Here is a 15,301-nt window from a genome sequence, read left to right as displayed (position 1 = left end):
GCAGCCCCGGTGATGCCACAATCGATGGACCACCAAGGAATCACCCGGTATGGCCACTCGCAACCGCATGCCGCCCTGGCATGAGATCTTCAAGGCTCCCAGCGGCCACGAGCTGCTGATCCGCCCCATCCGCCCGGAAGATGGCGCACCGCTGCAAGCGGCGTTCAGCCTGTTCGGGCCGGAAGAAATCCGTGATCGTTTCCTGCAGGCGGTGACCGAGCTTTCGCCGGAAACCACCCAGCGCCTGACCCATCCCAATCCCAAGACCGAAATCACCCTGGTCGCTGCCGAATCCCTGCCCGCTGGCGAAGCGGTGGTCGGCGCGGTCGCCCGGGCCTCGATCATCCCCGGTACCCGTGAAGCCGAGTACGCGATCCTGATCAGCCGCTTCCTCATTGGCCAGGGCCTGGGCCGGCAGCTGATGCGCAAGCTGGTGAAGTGGGGCCGCGGCAAGTACCTGGACCGCCTGTACGGCGACGTTGCCGCCGAGAACGAGCCGATGAAGCAGCTGGCCGCCTCGCTGGGCTTCAAGCCGGTGCCGCACCCGACCGGTGCCGAAGGCCTGGTGCGGATGGTGCTGGAGCTGGACAACTGACGGATGCGCCGGGCCCTGCCCGGCGACGCTTTCCGGTAGTGCCGGCCGCTGGCCGGCATTGCGTTACCCCAACGGCACATGAGGCTGCCGGCCAACGGCCGATACGACCCACCGGGCTTCGATCGGGCTTCTGCTAAAATCCGGGGTCCATGTCGCGTACCTCATACCCCGCCCCGCCGCTGCCGCGCGCCGGCCAGCTCCGCGCCTGGTGGCGCGCCCCCGCCTCGCCGACCGCCCTGGCCTGGTACCTGGCCCAGGCCGCGCGTGCGCACGATGCCCCGCTGCTGGTGATCGCCCGTGACAACCACGGCGCCAATCAGCTCGAAGCCGACCTGCAGACCCTGCTGGGCAGCGACCCGTCACTGCCGGTGGTCGCCTTCCCGGACTGGGAAACCCTGCCCTACGACCGCTTCAGCCCGCATCCGGACATCATCTCGCAGCGCCTGGCTGCCCTGCACCGCCTGCCCGCGCTGAAGCGTGGCCTGGTGATCGTGCCGGTGCAGACCCTGCTGCAGCAGCTGGCCCCGCGCAGCTACGTGATCGGTGGCAGCTTCGACCTGAAGGTCGGCCAGCGCCTGGATCTGGAGGCCGAGAAGCGCCGCCTGGAAAGCGCCGGCTACCGCAACGTGCCGCAGGTGATGGACCCGGGCGACTTCGCGGTGCGCGGTGGCCTGCTGGACGTGTACCCGATGGGTGCCGACGAGCCGCTGCGCGTGGAGCTGCTGGACGAAGACATCGACTCGATCCGTGCCTTCGACCCGGAAAGCCAGCGTTCGCTGGACAAGGTCGAGTCCGTGCACATGCTGCCCGGCCGCGAAGTCCCGATGGACGAGGCCAGCATCGCTCGCGTGCTGGCCACGCTGCGCGAGCGCTTCGATGTGGATACCCGGCGCAGCGCGCTGTACCAGGACCTGAAGTCCGGGCTGGCCCCGGCTGGCGTCGAGTACTACCTGCCGCTGTTCTTCGAACGCACCGCAACCCTGTTCGACTACCTGCCCGACGGCAGCCTGCCGGTGGTCTGTGCCGGTGCCGGCGAAGCCGCCGAGGCGTTCTGGGCGCAGACCGGCGAGCGCTACGAACAGCGCCGCCACGACGTCGAACGGCCGCTGCTGCCGCCGTCGGCGCTGTACCTGTCGCCGGAGCTGCTGCGCGAGCGCCTGAACGATGCCCCGCGCATCGAGGTGTGGTCGGCTGACCACGCGCGCATCGCCGATGCCCATGCGCTGGGTGACCAGCCGCTGCCGCCGCTGCCGGTGGCCGCACGCGAGGCCCCCGCTGGCGACGCGCTGAAATCCTTCCTCGGCCACTATCCGGGCCGGGTACTGATTGCCGCCGATTCGCCCGGGCGTCGCGAGGCCCTGCTGGAAGTGCTGCAGGCCGCCGAGCTGAAGCCACCGGTAGTGGCCGACCTGCCCAGCTTCCTCGCCGACGATGCGCGCTTCGCGATCGCGGTGGCGCCGCTGGAGGATGGCTTCGCACTGGACGACCCGCGCATCGCGGTGCTGACCGAGCGCCAGCTGTTCCCCGAGCGCGCCGGCAGCACCCGCCGCACGCGCCGTGCCGGCCGCGAGCCGGAAGCGATCATCCGCGACCTCGGCGAACTGACCGAGGGCGCGCCGATCGTGCACGAGGACCATGGCGTCGGCCGCTACCGTGGCCTGATCGCGATGGACGTCGGCGGCATGCCCGGCGAGTTCCTGGAAATCGAGTACGCCAAGGGCGACCGCCTGTATGTGCCGGTCGCCCAGCTGCACCTGATCAGCCGCTACTCCGGCGCTTCGGCGGAAACCGCGCCACTGCATTCGCTCGGTGGCGAGCAGTGGAGCAAGGCCAAGCGCAAGGCCGCCGAAAAGGTACGCGACGTCGCTGCCGAGCTGCTGGAGATCCAGGCCCGCCGCCAGGCGCGTGCCGGCCTGGCGCTGCAGGTGGACCGCGCAATGTACGAGCCGTTCGCGGCCGGCTTCCCGTTCGAGGAAACCCCCGACCAGCTGGCCGCCATCGACGCGACCCTGCGCGACCTGGCCAGCAGCCAGCCGATGGACCGTGTGGTCTGCGGCGACGTCGGCTTCGGCAAGACCGAAGTGGCCGTGCGCGCGGCATTTGCCGCGGCCAGCGCCGGCAAGCAGGTGGCCGTGCTGGTGCCGACCACGCTGCTGGCCGAGCAGCACTACCGCAACTTCCGCGACCGCTTCGCCGACTATCCGATGAAGGTCGAAGTGCTGTCGCGCTTCAAGACTGCCAAGGAAATCAAGGCCGAACTGGAGAAGGTGGCCGCCGGCACCATCGACGTCATCGTCGGCACCCACCGCCTGCTGCAGCCGGACGTGAAGTTCAAGGACCTCGGCATGGTCATCGTCGACGAGGAGCAGCGTTTCGGCGTGCGCCAGAAGGAAGCCCTGAAGGCGCTGCGCGCCAACGTGCACCTGCTGACGCTGACCGCCACGCCGATCCCGCGCACCTTGAACATGGCCATGGCCGGCCTGCGCGACCTGTCGATCATCGCCACGCCGCCGCCGAACCGGCTGGCGGTGCAGACCTTCATCACCCAGTGGGACAACGCGCTGCTGCGCGAAGCCTTCCAGCGCGAGCTCGCTCGCGGTGGCCAGCTGTACTTCCTGCACAACGACGTGGAAAGCATCGGCCGCATGCAGCGCGAGCTGTCCGAGCTGGTGCCCGAGGCACGCATCGGCGTCGCCCACGGGCAGATGCCCGAGCGCGAGCTGGAAAAGGTGATGCTGGATTTCCAGAAGCAGCGCTTCAACGTACTGCTGTCGACCACGATCATCGAGTCGGGCATCGACATCCCCAACGCCAACACCATCATCATCAACCGCGCCGACCGCTTCGGCCTGGCCCAGCTGCACCAGCTGCGCGGCCGCGTCGGCCGTTCGCACCATCGCGCCTACGCGTACCTGGTGGCCCCCGACCGTCGCTCGATCACTCCGGATGCGGAAAAGCGCCTGGAGGCGATCGCCTCGATGGACGAACTGGGCGCCGGCTTCACCCTGGCCACGCACGATCTGGAGATCCGCGGTGCCGGTGAACTGCTCGGCGAGGACCAGAGCGGGCAGATGGCCGAGGTCGGCTTCAGCCTGTACACCGAACTGCTGGAACGCGCGGTGCGCAGCATCAAGCAGGGCAAGCTGCCCGACCTGGATGCCGGCGAGGAAGTGCGCGGCGCCGAAGTCGAGCTGCATGTGCCGGCACTGATTCCGGAAGACTACCTGCCGGACGTGCACACCCGTCTGACCCTGTACAAGCGCATTTCCAGCGCGCGCGACAGCGATGCGCTGCGCGAGCTGCAGGTGGAGATGATTGACCGCTTCGGCCTGCTGCCGGACGCGGCCAAGCACCTGTTCGCCATCGCCGAGCTGAAGCTGAAAGCCAACACGTTGGGCATCCGCAAGCTGGACCTGGGCGAGAACGGTGGCCGCATCGTGTTCGAATCCAAGCCGAACATCGATCCGATGGCGGTGATCCAGCTGATCCAGAAGCAACCGAACCTGTACGCCATGGAAGGGCCCGACAAGCTGCGCATCAAGCACCCGCTGCCGTTGCCGGAAGACCGCTTCAACGCGGCCCGCGCCCTTCTGACCACCCTCGCCCCGGGTTGATCGCCCCCGAACACCCCGCACCGGTCCCCACCCGGTGCGGGCGGATGACCATGTTCTCTGACGCCGTACCCGCCCCCGACCTGCTGCACGCGCAGGCCTGCCTGATCGATGCCCTCTCGATGTCGCTGCAGATGCGCGACGCTTACACCCGCCACCATTGCGACCGCGTTGGCCTGCTCGCGCAGCGCCTGGCCACGCACTGCGATCTCGATGACGATGCCTGTTCGCAGATCGGCCTGGCCGCGCGCTTCCACGACATCGGCAAGATCGGCATTCCCGACGATGTACTGCTGACACCGCGCCGGCATACCGACGAAGAACGCGCGATCATGCGCGAGCATCCGGTGCGCGGCGAACACATCTTCCTCTCCACCGGCCGCAGCGACGCGGCACCGGTCGCACGCCTGATCCGCGCCCATCACGAGGCCTTCGATGGCAGCGGCTATCCCGATGGCCTGCGTGGCGAGAGCATTCCGCTGGGCTCACGCATCGTCACCGTTGCGGATGCCTACGATGCCATGACCAGCGTACGCCCCTACCGCGCGGCGATGGAACGCGAGACTGCGTTGCGCATCATCGACGAGCAGTCCGGCGGACTGATCGATCCCTACGTGCTGCAGCGCTTCCATCGCATGCTGGCACGGGAACCGGAGCTGGCCTGACTGATGCTCTGGCTGGCTCGTCGGTAGAGTCGACTGTTGGTCGACTGCTCTTCGTACCGATCGCGAAAACCCCGAGCTGCGCGCGATAGTCGACTAGCGGTCGACTCTACCGATCCAGCGCCACCGGGTCGACAAACAAAAGGCCCGGCGTTCGCCGGGCCTTTCGCATCACGCATCACGTGCGATCGATTACCAGATCACCACGCGCTTGTCGTCGGCACGCACCATCGCGTCGCCGGCCTTGCACTGGAATGCAGCGGCATAGGAGGGCATGTTCGACGGTGCACCGTTGGCACGGAAGTTGGCCGGCGCATGCGGGTCGGTGTTCAGGCGGACGCGCAGCTCACCGTCGGTGAAGTTGCGGCGCCACACTGTGGCCCAGTTCATGAAGAAGCGCTGGTCCTGGCTGTGGCCATCGACCTCGACATTCGCCTTCGGATCTTCCTTCAGCGCCATCTGCAGCGCGTCGTAGGCCACGGTCAGGCCGCCCAGATCACCGATGTTCTCGCCCAGGGTCAGCTTGCCCTTCACGAACACGCCCGGCACCGACTCGTAGCCATCGAACTGTGCGACCAGCTGGTCGGTACGCTCGGTGAAGGCCTTGCGATCGGCATCGGTCCACCAGTTGTCGAAGTTGCCGTTGGCGGCGAACTGGCTGCCCGAGTCGTCGTAGCCGTGCATCATCTCGTGGCCGATGACCGCACCGATGCCGCCGTAGTTCAACGCCGGATCGGCCTTGGCGTCGAAGAACGGCGCCTGCAGGATCGCCGCCGGGAACACGATCTCGTTCTTGGTGGCGTTGTAGTACGCGTTGACGGTCTGCGGGGTCATGCCCCACTCGGTCTTGTCCACCGGCTTGCCGATCTTGTCCAGCATGTAGCGGTAGTTGAACGCACGTGCCGCCTGCATGTTGCCCAGGTAGCTGTCACCGTTGGTCTGCAGGCCCGTCCACTCACGCCACTTGTCCGGGTAACCGATCTTCGGGGTGAAACTGGCCCACTTTTCCAGTGCCTTCTTCTTGGTTTCTTCGCCCATCCACGGCAGCTGCTCCAGGCGCGCCTTCAGCGCCTGCGACAGGTTTTCCACCAGGTGCTGCATGGCGACCTTCGACTCGGCCGGGAACACGGCGTCGACGTACAGCTGGCCCAGGGCTTCGCCCATGCCGCTGTTGACCGACTCCAGCACGCGCTTCCAGCGCGGCTGCATCTCCTGCTGGCCGCGCAGGGTCTTGCCGAAGAACTCGAAGTTGGCCTTCTCGAACTGGCTGCTCAGGTACGGCGAGGCATCGTCGATGGTGTGGAAGCGCAGGTAGGCCTGCCAGGTGCTGGCCGGCACATCGGCGAGCATCTTGTCCATTTCACCGAAGAAGCCCGGCTGCGCCAGCGAGAACTTCTGCGCGGCCGGCACCTTCAGGGTGTCGAACAGCGCGGTCCAGCTGAAGTTCGGGGTCAGCTTGTCGGCGTCGGCGGCGCTGAGCGGGTTGTAGCGCTTGGCCGGGTCACGCATTTCGATGCGCGACATCGAGGCCTTGGCCAGGCGGGTTTCAAAGGCCATCACGGCCTTGGCCTGCTCGGCGGCCTGCGCGGCGTCCACGCCGGACAGGGTCAGCACCTGGGCGATGTAGGCCACGTAGGCGTCGCGGATCCTGGCCTGCGCATCGTCGAAGTAGTAGCCCTTCTCCGGCAGGCCCAGGCCGCCCTGGCCGACGTAGGCGATGACGTTGGCCGAATCCTTGTAGTCGGCATTGGCGAACAGCGAGAACAGCACGCCCTTGCCCTCGGCCTGGCTGTCGCGCAGGTACTGGGTGATGGCGGCGGTGTCGTTCAGCGCGGTGATCTTGTCCAGCTGCGGCTGCAGCGGCGCCAGGCCAGCGGCTTCGATCTTGGCTTCATCGTTGCCGGTCTTCCAGATGTCACCGATCTTGGCTTCCACCGAGCCGGCCTTGGCCTGGCTGGCGGCGGCCTGCTGCACCAGCGTGTGCTGCACTTCCAGCGAGCGCTCGCGCAGGATCTCGAAGCTGCCCCAGGTGGTCTGGTCGCCCGGCACCGGGTTGGCCTTCAGCCACTTGCTGTTGACGAAGCCATTGAGGTCGGTACAGGCCGAGATGGCCGGATCCAGATCGGCACTATTGAGGCTGATCAGCGCGGTCTTGATCTGCGACAGGTCGAAGGCCGGCTTGGCGTCGGCACTGGCCGCCGGAGCGGTTTCATTCTTGCCACAGGCGGCCAGCGAGGCAGCGATGGCGATGGTCAGGCCCAGCGGGACCAGGTTGCGGACGTTCATGAGGCTCTCCTGCGGGTAATTTCACAGGGTAGCCGGGGAGGCCTGCGGTGGGACCGGCCAAAGGTCACAGGGGGAACGCCCGTGGCCGCAATCGGGCACGTGCGGACCGTTGGTCCGCACATACCCGCCAGAGCAATACCCACCAGCGGTGGGTATCTACCGCGCCTTGCCCTGGTTGGCTACGGCTTCAGCAGCCTTGCGCGCCGCTTCCGGGTCGCCCAGGTAGCGGAACGACTGCACGGTCAGATCATCGTTCAGTTCGAACAGCAGCGGGATGCCGGTCGGGATGTTCAGCTCGAGGATTTCCTCGCGCGAGACATTGTTGAGGTACTTGTACAGCGCGCGCAGCGAGTTGCCGTGGGCGGTGACCAGCACGGTCTTGCCGTCCTTCAGCTGCGGCGCGATGGCGTCGTGCCAGTACGGCAGCACGCGGTCCAGGGTGGTCGCCAGCGATTCGGTGCCCGGCAGCGCGTTGCGGTCCAGGCCGGCGTAGCGGCGGTCATGGATCGGATGGCCCGGATCTTCCAGGTCCATGGCCGGCGGCGGGATGTCGTACGAACGACGCCACACCTTGACCTGGTCCTCGCCGTGCTTGGCGGCGGTCTCGGCCTTGTCCAGGCCCTGCAGGCCGCCGTAGTGGCGCTCGTTGAGGCGCCAGGACTTGTTCACCGGCAGCCAGTCCTGCTCCAGCTCGGCCAGCGCCCCCTGCAGGGTGTGGATGGCGCGCTTGAGCACGGAGGTGTGGGCAACGTCGAACTGCAGGCCTTCCTCGCGCATCAGGCGACCGGCGGCGGCCGCTTCCCGGCGCCCCTGCTCGGTCAGGTCGACATCGACCCAGCCGGTGAAGCGGTTGTCCAGGTTCCACTGGCTCTGGCCATGGCGCAACAGTACGAGTTTACGGGTCACTGCAGGGTCTCCAACGCGAGGAAAGGCAGGCGGCCATTGTAGCCCCGGGCGCCACTCACCGGGCCGTGGCACCGCGCATGCGATGCTGCGGCCAATGAATACGGTGATCGACCCCGGGCGCTGGGAAGGCAGCGTCGCCGCCGCCCGCGAGCAGCAGATCCGGCTGGCTGGCCGCGTGGAGCGCCAGGACCGCCTGCCGCGCAACGTGCGCTGGCTGGCCGGGCTGGATGTCGGCTTCGAAGACAGCGGCGCCATCACCCGCGCCGCGGCGGTGCTGCTGGATGCGAAGACGCTGCAGCCCGTAGCGCAGGAAATCGCGCGGATTCCTACGGTGATGCCCTACATCCCCGGCCTGCTCAGCTTCCGCGAGCTGCCAGCGTTGTTGGCCGCGCTGGCGCTGCTGCCGCGCACGCCGGACCTGGTGTTCGTCGACGGCCACGGCATCAGCCATCCACGCCGGCTGGGTGTGGCCGCTCACCTCGGTGTGGTCACTGACCTGCCAAGCATCGGCGTGGCCAAGTCGAAACTGGTGGGCCGGTTCGTCGAACCGGGCGTCGAGGCCGGCGCGCACACACCGCTGCTGGATGGCGATGAACAACTGGGCTGGGTGCTGCGCAGCAAGATCCGCTGCAAGCCGCTGTTCGTGGCCGGCGGCCATCGGGTGAGTGCCGATACCGCGCTGGACTGGGTGCAACGCACGCTGCGTGGCTACCGGCTGCCGGAGCCGACCCGGCTGGCGGATCGGCTGGCCTCGCGACGGGACGAATGACCGCACCGGGCATTCCCCGGTGCGGCCTTCATTTTCATTCAACGATGCACGTGACCGCGATGCCCCTGCGCGTCCTCGCCATGGTCGTGGCCTTCATGGCCCTCGTGCTCGCCGCCCTTGGCCGGTGCCGGCTCGCCACAGGCTTCGCCGCAGTGGTCCGCTTCGAGCTGCAGTGTCACGTGCTCGATGCCGAAGTCATCGTGCAGGCGCCCGCCCAGCTCACGGCGCAGCGCATCGGCATCGGTGCCGTCGCGCATCACGATGTGCGCGGTCAGCGCCGGGGTGCTGGAGGCCAGCGCCCACACATGCAGGTCATGCACGTCCAGCACCGCAGCGTGGCCGGACAGGCTGTCGCGCACCTTGGCCACGTCCATGCCCTTGGGCACGCCTTCCAGCAGCACGTTGATCGCCTCTCGCATCAGTACGTAGGTGCGCGGCAGCACCCACAGGCCGATCAGTACCGCCAGGATGGGATCGATCGGCTTCCAGCCAGTCCACTTGATCAACAGCGCGCCAGCAATCACTGCCACCGAGCCGAGCATGTCCGCCCACACTTCCAGGTAGGCGCCCTTCACGTTGAGGCTCTCGCCGCTGCCGGCCTGCAGCAGGCGCATCGAGATCAGGTTGATGACCAGGCCCGCCGCCGCAATCACCAGCATGCCCGACGAGGCAATCTCCTGCGGTTCACGGAAACGCCCAATGGCTTCCCACAGGATGTAGCCGGCAACCACGAACAGCATAGCGCCGTTGATCATCGCGCCCAGCGCTTCCAGGCGCGCATAGCCGTAGGTGCGACGCGCGTCCGGCGGGCGCCGGCTCAGCCGCACCGCGACCAGCGCGATCATCAATGCCAGAGCATCGGTGGCCATGTGCGCCGCATCGGACAACAGCGCCAGGCTGTTGGTCCAGAACGCGCCCACCACTTCGACGACGAGGAAGGTGGAGGTCAGGCCGAGCGCCCACCACAAGGGTTTCTCGTGGCGGATCTCGGATGGCAGGTGATCGTGGTCGTGGCCCATGGCAACAGCTCCTTTGCGATGGAGGCAGGCTACGCCGGCGGCCGTGGGGAAACTATCACGGTGTTTATAACATTGCAGGCGCGCAGGTCCGGAGCCGCCGGGCATGGCCCGGCGCTACCCAGTAGCGCCAGGCCGTGCCTGGCGAGCCCAGCGGAACGACGCCCGCCTGCGATCAGAACCCGAAACGCAGGCTGGCCCAGTACGCGCGGCCCGGCTCGTTGTAGGTTGCCGCGCCGGCATCGCTGCTGTTGGCCTCGCGGAACAGGCGCTTGTCGGCCAGGTTGTTGACGCCGAAACCGAAGCTGACCGTCTCGGTCACCTTGTAGCGCGCGCTCACGCCCCAGATGTTGTACGCACCACGGTCCTGCAGCGCGAGCGACGGATCGCAGGTACCGGTGCAGCGCGGATCATTGTTGATGTTGGTGGTGGCCGGCTTCTGCTTGCCGTAGAACGTGCCGGTCAGCAGCAGCGACAGCTTGTCGGTGGCCTGCCAGTCCAGCATCGTGTTGACGGTGTACTTCGGAATCACCGACAGCGGCTGGCCGGTGCTCTTGTTCTCGTTTTCCACCATGTAGGTGAAGTTGTTGCTCCACTTCAGGCGGTTGCCCTGCTCGCCCAGCAACGGGATCACCAGGTTGCCTTCAAGCCCCTGCACGATCGCCTTCGGTGCGTTCTCCCAGCGGAAGATGCGGCCCCTGGTGTCGGCAGTCAGGCCGATCTGGGTGTAGCCGGCCTGGATCTTGTCCTTGTAGTCGTTGTGGAAGTAGGTCAACGACGCCTGCCAGCCGCTCTGCGGTGCCCACTCGATGCCCAGTTCCTTGTTCAGGCTGGTTTCCGCCTTCAGGTCCGCGTTGCCGCGCATGTAGCAGCCGGCGCCCAGGCTCGGCAGTGCATTCGGGCAGCCATTGCCACGGGTGTAGTACAGATAGTCCGGATTCGACTGGTACAGGTTCGGCGCCTTGAACGCGCGGGCGATGCCGCCCTTTACCACCCAGTCGCTGTTGATGCGGAACTGCGCATTGAGGCTGGGGCTGGTGTTGTTGCCGAACTGGCTGTGGTGGTCGAAGCGCAGGCCTGGGGTAACGATCCAGCGCTCACCCAGGTAGATGTTGTCTTCCACGAACACGGCCGTGGTCTGCGCGTCGGACTTGCCGCGTGTGCGATCGGCCGACAGCCCCGGGATGCCGCCGCCGCTGGTACTGGACTGGCTCATCGAATACGGGTCGGTCAGGCGGCTGTCCAGGTACTCGAAGCCCAGCGTCCAGATGTTCTCGGCGCCGCCCAGCGTGGTCGGGAAACTCACTTCCCCATCCAGCTGGTAGTTGCGCAGGCGCGAGGTCGACCAGTCGGTACCGTTGAAGCTGCCTTCCGGGCCACCGGCCAGGCCTTCGTTGATGCGCGAGTTGTTCACCGCTTCCACCGCGGCGGTCACCCGCGAGGTCACGTCGCCCCAGCGGCCACGATGGGTGATCGCGCCGGTGTTGCGGTACATGCGGTTGGTCTCCGCCTTGTTGTCGGCCAGGGCGGCCAGATCGATGCCGGTCGAAGTGCCGGTGGTGCTGACCGCACGGTCGCCGGCGTAGATGTTGCCCTGGCGGCTGGTGCCGGCTTCGAACTCCACCACCTGGTTGGCGGTCACGTCCCAGCGCAGCAGCGCGTTGACATCGCGGTTCTTGACGCCCTCGCGGCCGGCCGGCGGCACCGCGTTCGGATTCGTCGCGAAGTCACGGTTGAGTTCCAGCGAATCGGCGTCGGTCTTGTTGAGATTGCCGTACAGGCGGAACGACAGGGTGTCGGTCATCGGCCCGCTCAACTGCAGGCCGACGCGCTCGCTGCCGCCTTCGGCGCTGTGCTCGGGCACCAGGCCGTACAGGTCGACCGCACCGGTCAGGTCGCCGGTCGGGCGCTTGGTGATGATGTTGACCACGCCGCCAGAAGCACCGGAGCCATAGCGTGCCGCCGCCGGGCCGCGCAGCACTTCGATGCGCTCGATCATTTCCGCCGGCACCCAGTTGGTGTCACCGCGGGTATTGCGCTCACCGCTGCGCCCCATGCGCACGGCATCGCGTGCGCCGATGCGCTTGCCATCGACCAGGATCAGGGTGTTTTCCGGGCCCATGCCACGCAGATCGATCTGGCGGTTGTTGCCGTACTGGCCCGAGGCACTGTTGCCGGTCAGGTTGACGCCGGGCATGGTCCGCAGCAGCTCGGCGATGTCATTGGCTGGCGGGCGCCGGGCGATGTCCTCGGCGGTGATGGTCGAGGTACCCAGTGCCTGGCGCGCGATCTGCGAGGCGGTGACGTGCACCGTGTCGATATCGGTAGCGTCGGTTTCGGCCTGGGCGGTCAGGGCACTGCCGGCCAGCAGGGCGGCAACAGCAAGCGCCAGCGGGCGCGGCGATAGGACAACGGCAGGAGACATGATCAGGACCTTCTGGCAGGGCTACGGGGCCTCTGGCAAAGGGCTTGAGGCAGCGACGAGGGGGAGGCGGAGCAGTGCTGCAGGCACCTGCAGCCCGGTCCGTGCGCGCATTCTCCCACCAATGCGATTGATTCTCAAATGCGTTCACTCATTGCCGCAGCGGCGCCGATGTGGTTTGCGCACCGTGCAACCCTGCACCGCGCGTAAACTGGCCGGCTAACCCGCCATCAACCGCACGCCTCCGCGGCCGATACCCGTGGTTTGTCGTACGCAGTCAGAGATCGACGTGGAAACACCCCAACTGGACGATGCCAGCCAGCCGCTGGCCGAGGCGTGGCAGCTGTGCCTGCAGCAGGCCGGCCCAGCCGCTACCGCGCTGCTGCATGCCGCTGCCGCCGATGCCCCACCGGCGCTGGCCCAACGCTTCTACGAAGTGCTGCTGCAGGACGCACGTGCACGCCGCTTCCTGTCCCATGACCAGGTCAAGCAGCGCCTGCAGCCGGCCATGCAGCGCTGGCTGGTGCAGCTGCTGACCACCGACGCCGCCGGCGTCGTCGCCACCGTTGCCTCGCAACGGGTGATCGGCGATGTGCATGCACGGGTCGGTATTCCCGTCGACCTGGTCACCCGCGGCGCGCGCGTGCTCAAGCACGAGCTGTTCGTGCGCCTGCGTGACGACGCGCCCGACAGTGCCACCGCATTCGCCGCCATCGACTGCCTCAGTGCGATCATGGACATCGCCATGGAAGGCATGACCCTCGCCTACACCCATGCGCGCGAGCGCTCCAGCCGCGCCGACGCGGCATACCGGCTGTTCTCGCTGGTGCAGAACGTCAGCACCGAACGCGAGCGCCAGCGTGCACTGCTGCTGGACTGGGAAAACGCCCTCCTCTACGCGTTGGCCGGCCATATGCAGGGCAGCGACAGCGCCAGCCTGGCCACCTCCGAATTCGGCCTGTGGTTCACCCACAAGGGTATTCCCAGCTTTGGCGAAAGCAGCGAGACCCAGCAGGTCGGCCGGCTGATGGCCCGCATCGACGGATGCCTGCAGCGCGCCACTGACGATGACCCTGCGCAACGCCTGGCAGCCCTGCCGTCGATCCGCGAGGACCTGGCCAGCATCCGTACCCTGATGACGCTGCTGTTCGAACGCATCGGCGAACTGGATGCCGGCAGCGACGCGCTGACCAACCTGCTCAACCGCCGCTTCCTGCCCACCGTGCTGCGCCGGGAAATCGAGCTGGCCACACGCAACCGCACGCCGTTCTCGCTGCTGCTGCTCGACCTGGATCATTTCAAGGCAATCAACGACGGCCACGGCCACGATGCCGGCGACCGCGCGTTGCAGCACGTCGCCGGCCTGCTCGGCCAGCTGACCCGCGGCAGTGATTACCTGTTCCGCTATGGCGGCGAGGAGTTCGTGGTGGTGCTGGTCGCGGCCAGCGAATCACAGGCCGCGGTGATCGCCGAGAGCCTGCGCCGGCAGATCGCACAGTCGCCGGTAGCACTGGCCAATGGCCAGGTGCTGGAGCTGACCGCCAGCATCGGCGTGGCCGGTCACGATGGTCATCCGGATTACGAGCGGCTGATGGCACGTGCCGACGCCGCGATGTACGAGGCCAAGCGCAGCGGCCGCAACCGCGTGGTGGTGGCCAGCGCGGACCTGCAGGAAGCCCCGGGACGGCGTGCACTGCAGCGATGACGACAGGACAGGTAGAGTCGACCGCTGGTCGACTATCGCGCGCAGCGCGGGATTTTTCGCACGCGGGGCGAAGAGCAGTCGACTGACAGTCGCCTCTACCGACAGCCGGCTCTACCAATACGGCCGCCAGCTGCTGCTTTCACCGCCACCACCCGCCACGCCGCCCACCACAGCAGCGCGAGCACCGCGATGCCGGCGCCCAGCAGGCACACCGCAGGCCAGCCATGCCGGGCCTGCATCCAGGGCCCAGCCGCCGCACCGGCACCGCTACCCACGGCATAGAACAGCATGTACAAGGCCACCAGGCGTCCATGCTGCTCACCCGGCGCGCCCAGCAGCAGCGCCTGGTTCGATACATGCAGCGCCTGCCCACCCAGATCGAGCACGATCACACCCAGCAGCAGCAACGACAGCGACTGCGGCATGCCCAGCAGCGGCCACCACGCGACCAGCATCAGCAGCAACGCGCCAAGACTGACCCGATCGGCAAAACCGCAGTCCATCCAGTGCCCGACCCGCGCTGCCATCAATGCACCCACCACCCCGGCCAGGCCCAGCGCACCGATGGCCGCGGTGGACCAGTGCAGCGGCGGTGCCGACAGCGGCAACGGGGCGGCGGCCCAGAACACGTTGAGCCCCGCAAACAGCAGCAACGCCAGCGGCCCGCGCTCGCGCAGCGTTCGGTCCTCGCGCAGCATGCCCAGCATCGAGCCCAGCAGTTCGCCCCAACGTGGCGGCAACGCCGGTATCGGCACGGCCGGCAGGCGCCGCCACAGCAGTATGGACAGGGCCGCCATCACCGCTGCCGACAACAGGTAGACCGCTTGCCAGCCGGCGATGGCCGCCACCGTGCCGGACAGCACCCGCGCCAGCAGCAGCCCGATGAACACCCCGCCCTGCACCACCCCCACCACGCGCCCGCGCTGCGTGGCCGGGGCCATCGCTGCCGTGTAGGCGATCAAGCCCTGGGTCAGCGCGGTGCCCAACAGCCCGGCCAGCAGCATGCCCGACAACAGCCAGCTGGCCGTGCGTGCCGCCGCCAGCCACAGCAGAGCCACCACCAGTGCCGCCAACTGCAGCCGCAGCAGTCGCCGCCGATCACCGCGGTCAGCCAGCGGCAGCAATCCGATTAATGCCAGCACGCTGCCGGCCTGGGTCGCGGCCAGCACCGCACCGGCTACTGCCCGCTCCAAGGCAAAGGCCTGCGCCAGCCGATCCAGCAGCGGTTGTGCGTAATAGACATTGGCAACGCTGGCACCGGCGGCAACCGCAAGCAGCACCAGCAGGGAGCGTGGAATCGGCATGGCACTCATTATCTGGTTGCATATT

The 15,301-nt window shown here is 67.5% G+C and carries 10 protein-coding genes; 5 read left to right on the top strand and 5 right to left on the bottom strand.

Annotated elements, in window-relative coordinates:
- Positions 1-49 precede the first annotated feature (49 nt).
- From EZ304_RS15800 to EZ304_RS15790, 3 genes are all read left to right on the top strand, one after another.
- Positions 50-595: a GNAT family N-acetyltransferase gene (locus tag EZ304_RS15800; protein WP_004150340.1), complete on the top strand. Its 546-nt coding sequence runs from the start codon at positions 50-52 to the stop codon at positions 593-595.
- Between the two features lie 149 nt (positions 596-744).
- Positions 745-4,209: a transcription-repair coupling factor gene (gene mfd, locus EZ304_RS15795; RefSeq protein ID WP_099554738.1), complete on the top strand. Its 3,465-nt coding sequence runs from the start codon at positions 745-747 to the stop codon at positions 4,207-4,209.
- 44 nt (positions 4,210-4,253) lie between these two features.
- Positions 4,254-4,871, top strand: a complete 618-nt coding sequence (locus EZ304_RS15790) for an HD-GYP domain-containing protein (protein WP_142807550.1) — start codon at positions 4,254-4,256, stop codon at positions 4,869-4,871.
- A gap of 189 nt (positions 4,872-5,060) precedes the next feature.
- On the opposite strand, the gene EZ304_RS15785 is transcribed toward EZ304_RS15790, so the two are convergent.
- Together EZ304_RS15785 and gpmA are read right to left on the bottom strand one after the other, a co-directional pair.
- The gene (locus tag EZ304_RS15785) at positions 5,061-7,154 is read right to left on the bottom strand and encodes a M13 family metallopeptidase (protein ID WP_142807549.1); all 2,094 of its coding nucleotides are present in this window, start codon (positions 7,152-7,154) and stop codon (positions 5,061-5,063) included.
- Between the two features lie 156 nt (positions 7,155-7,310).
- Complete coding sequence (gpmA, locus tag EZ304_RS15780) at positions 7,311-8,060, bottom strand: 2,3-diphosphoglycerate-dependent phosphoglycerate mutase (RefSeq protein ID WP_033830680.1); 750 nt, start codon at positions 8,058-8,060, stop codon at positions 7,311-7,313.
- A 94-nt stretch (positions 8,061-8,154) separates the two neighbouring features.
- Between gpmA and nfi the strand changes: the two genes are divergently transcribed.
- Complete coding sequence (gene nfi / locus EZ304_RS15775) at positions 8,155-8,829, top strand: deoxyribonuclease V (protein WP_142807548.1); 675 nt, start codon at positions 8,155-8,157, stop codon at positions 8,827-8,829.
- A gap of 38 nt (positions 8,830-8,867) precedes the next feature.
- Here nfi and EZ304_RS15770 read toward each other — a convergent pair whose 3' ends face one another.
- On the bottom strand, positions 8,868-9,848 hold the full coding sequence (locus EZ304_RS15770) for a cation diffusion facilitator family transporter (protein WP_099554730.1): 981 nt from the start codon (positions 9,846-9,848) through the stop codon (positions 8,868-8,870).
- A 172-nt stretch (positions 9,849-10,020) separates the two neighbouring features.
- Positions 10,021-12,270, bottom strand: coding sequence for a TonB-dependent siderophore receptor (locus tag EZ304_RS15765; protein WP_142807547.1), 2,250 nt, complete (start codon positions 12,268-12,270; stop codon positions 10,021-10,023).
- A gap of 286 nt (positions 12,271-12,556) precedes the next feature.
- Here EZ304_RS15765 and EZ304_RS15760 point away from each other — a divergent pair, with 286 nt between their 5' ends.
- Complete coding sequence (locus EZ304_RS15760) at positions 12,557-13,972, top strand: GGDEF domain-containing protein (protein WP_142807546.1); 1,416 nt, start codon at positions 12,557-12,559, stop codon at positions 13,970-13,972.
- Between the two features lie 95 nt (positions 13,973-14,067).
- Here EZ304_RS15760 and EZ304_RS15755 read toward each other — a convergent pair whose 3' ends face one another.
- Entirely contained in the window at positions 14,068-15,285 is a 1,218-nt protein-coding gene (locus EZ304_RS15755) for an MFS transporter (RefSeq protein WP_142807545.1), read from the bottom strand.
- Positions 15,286-15,301: the final 16 nt, after the last annotated feature.

The organism is Stenotrophomonas maltophilia, from assembly GCF_006974125.1.
Lineage (GTDB): Bacteria > Pseudomonadota > Gammaproteobacteria > Xanthomonadales > Xanthomonadaceae > Stenotrophomonas > Stenotrophomonas maltophilia_O.
Note: the sequence above shows the minus strand (reverse complement) of the source record. Positions and strands in the feature narration are given on the sequence as shown.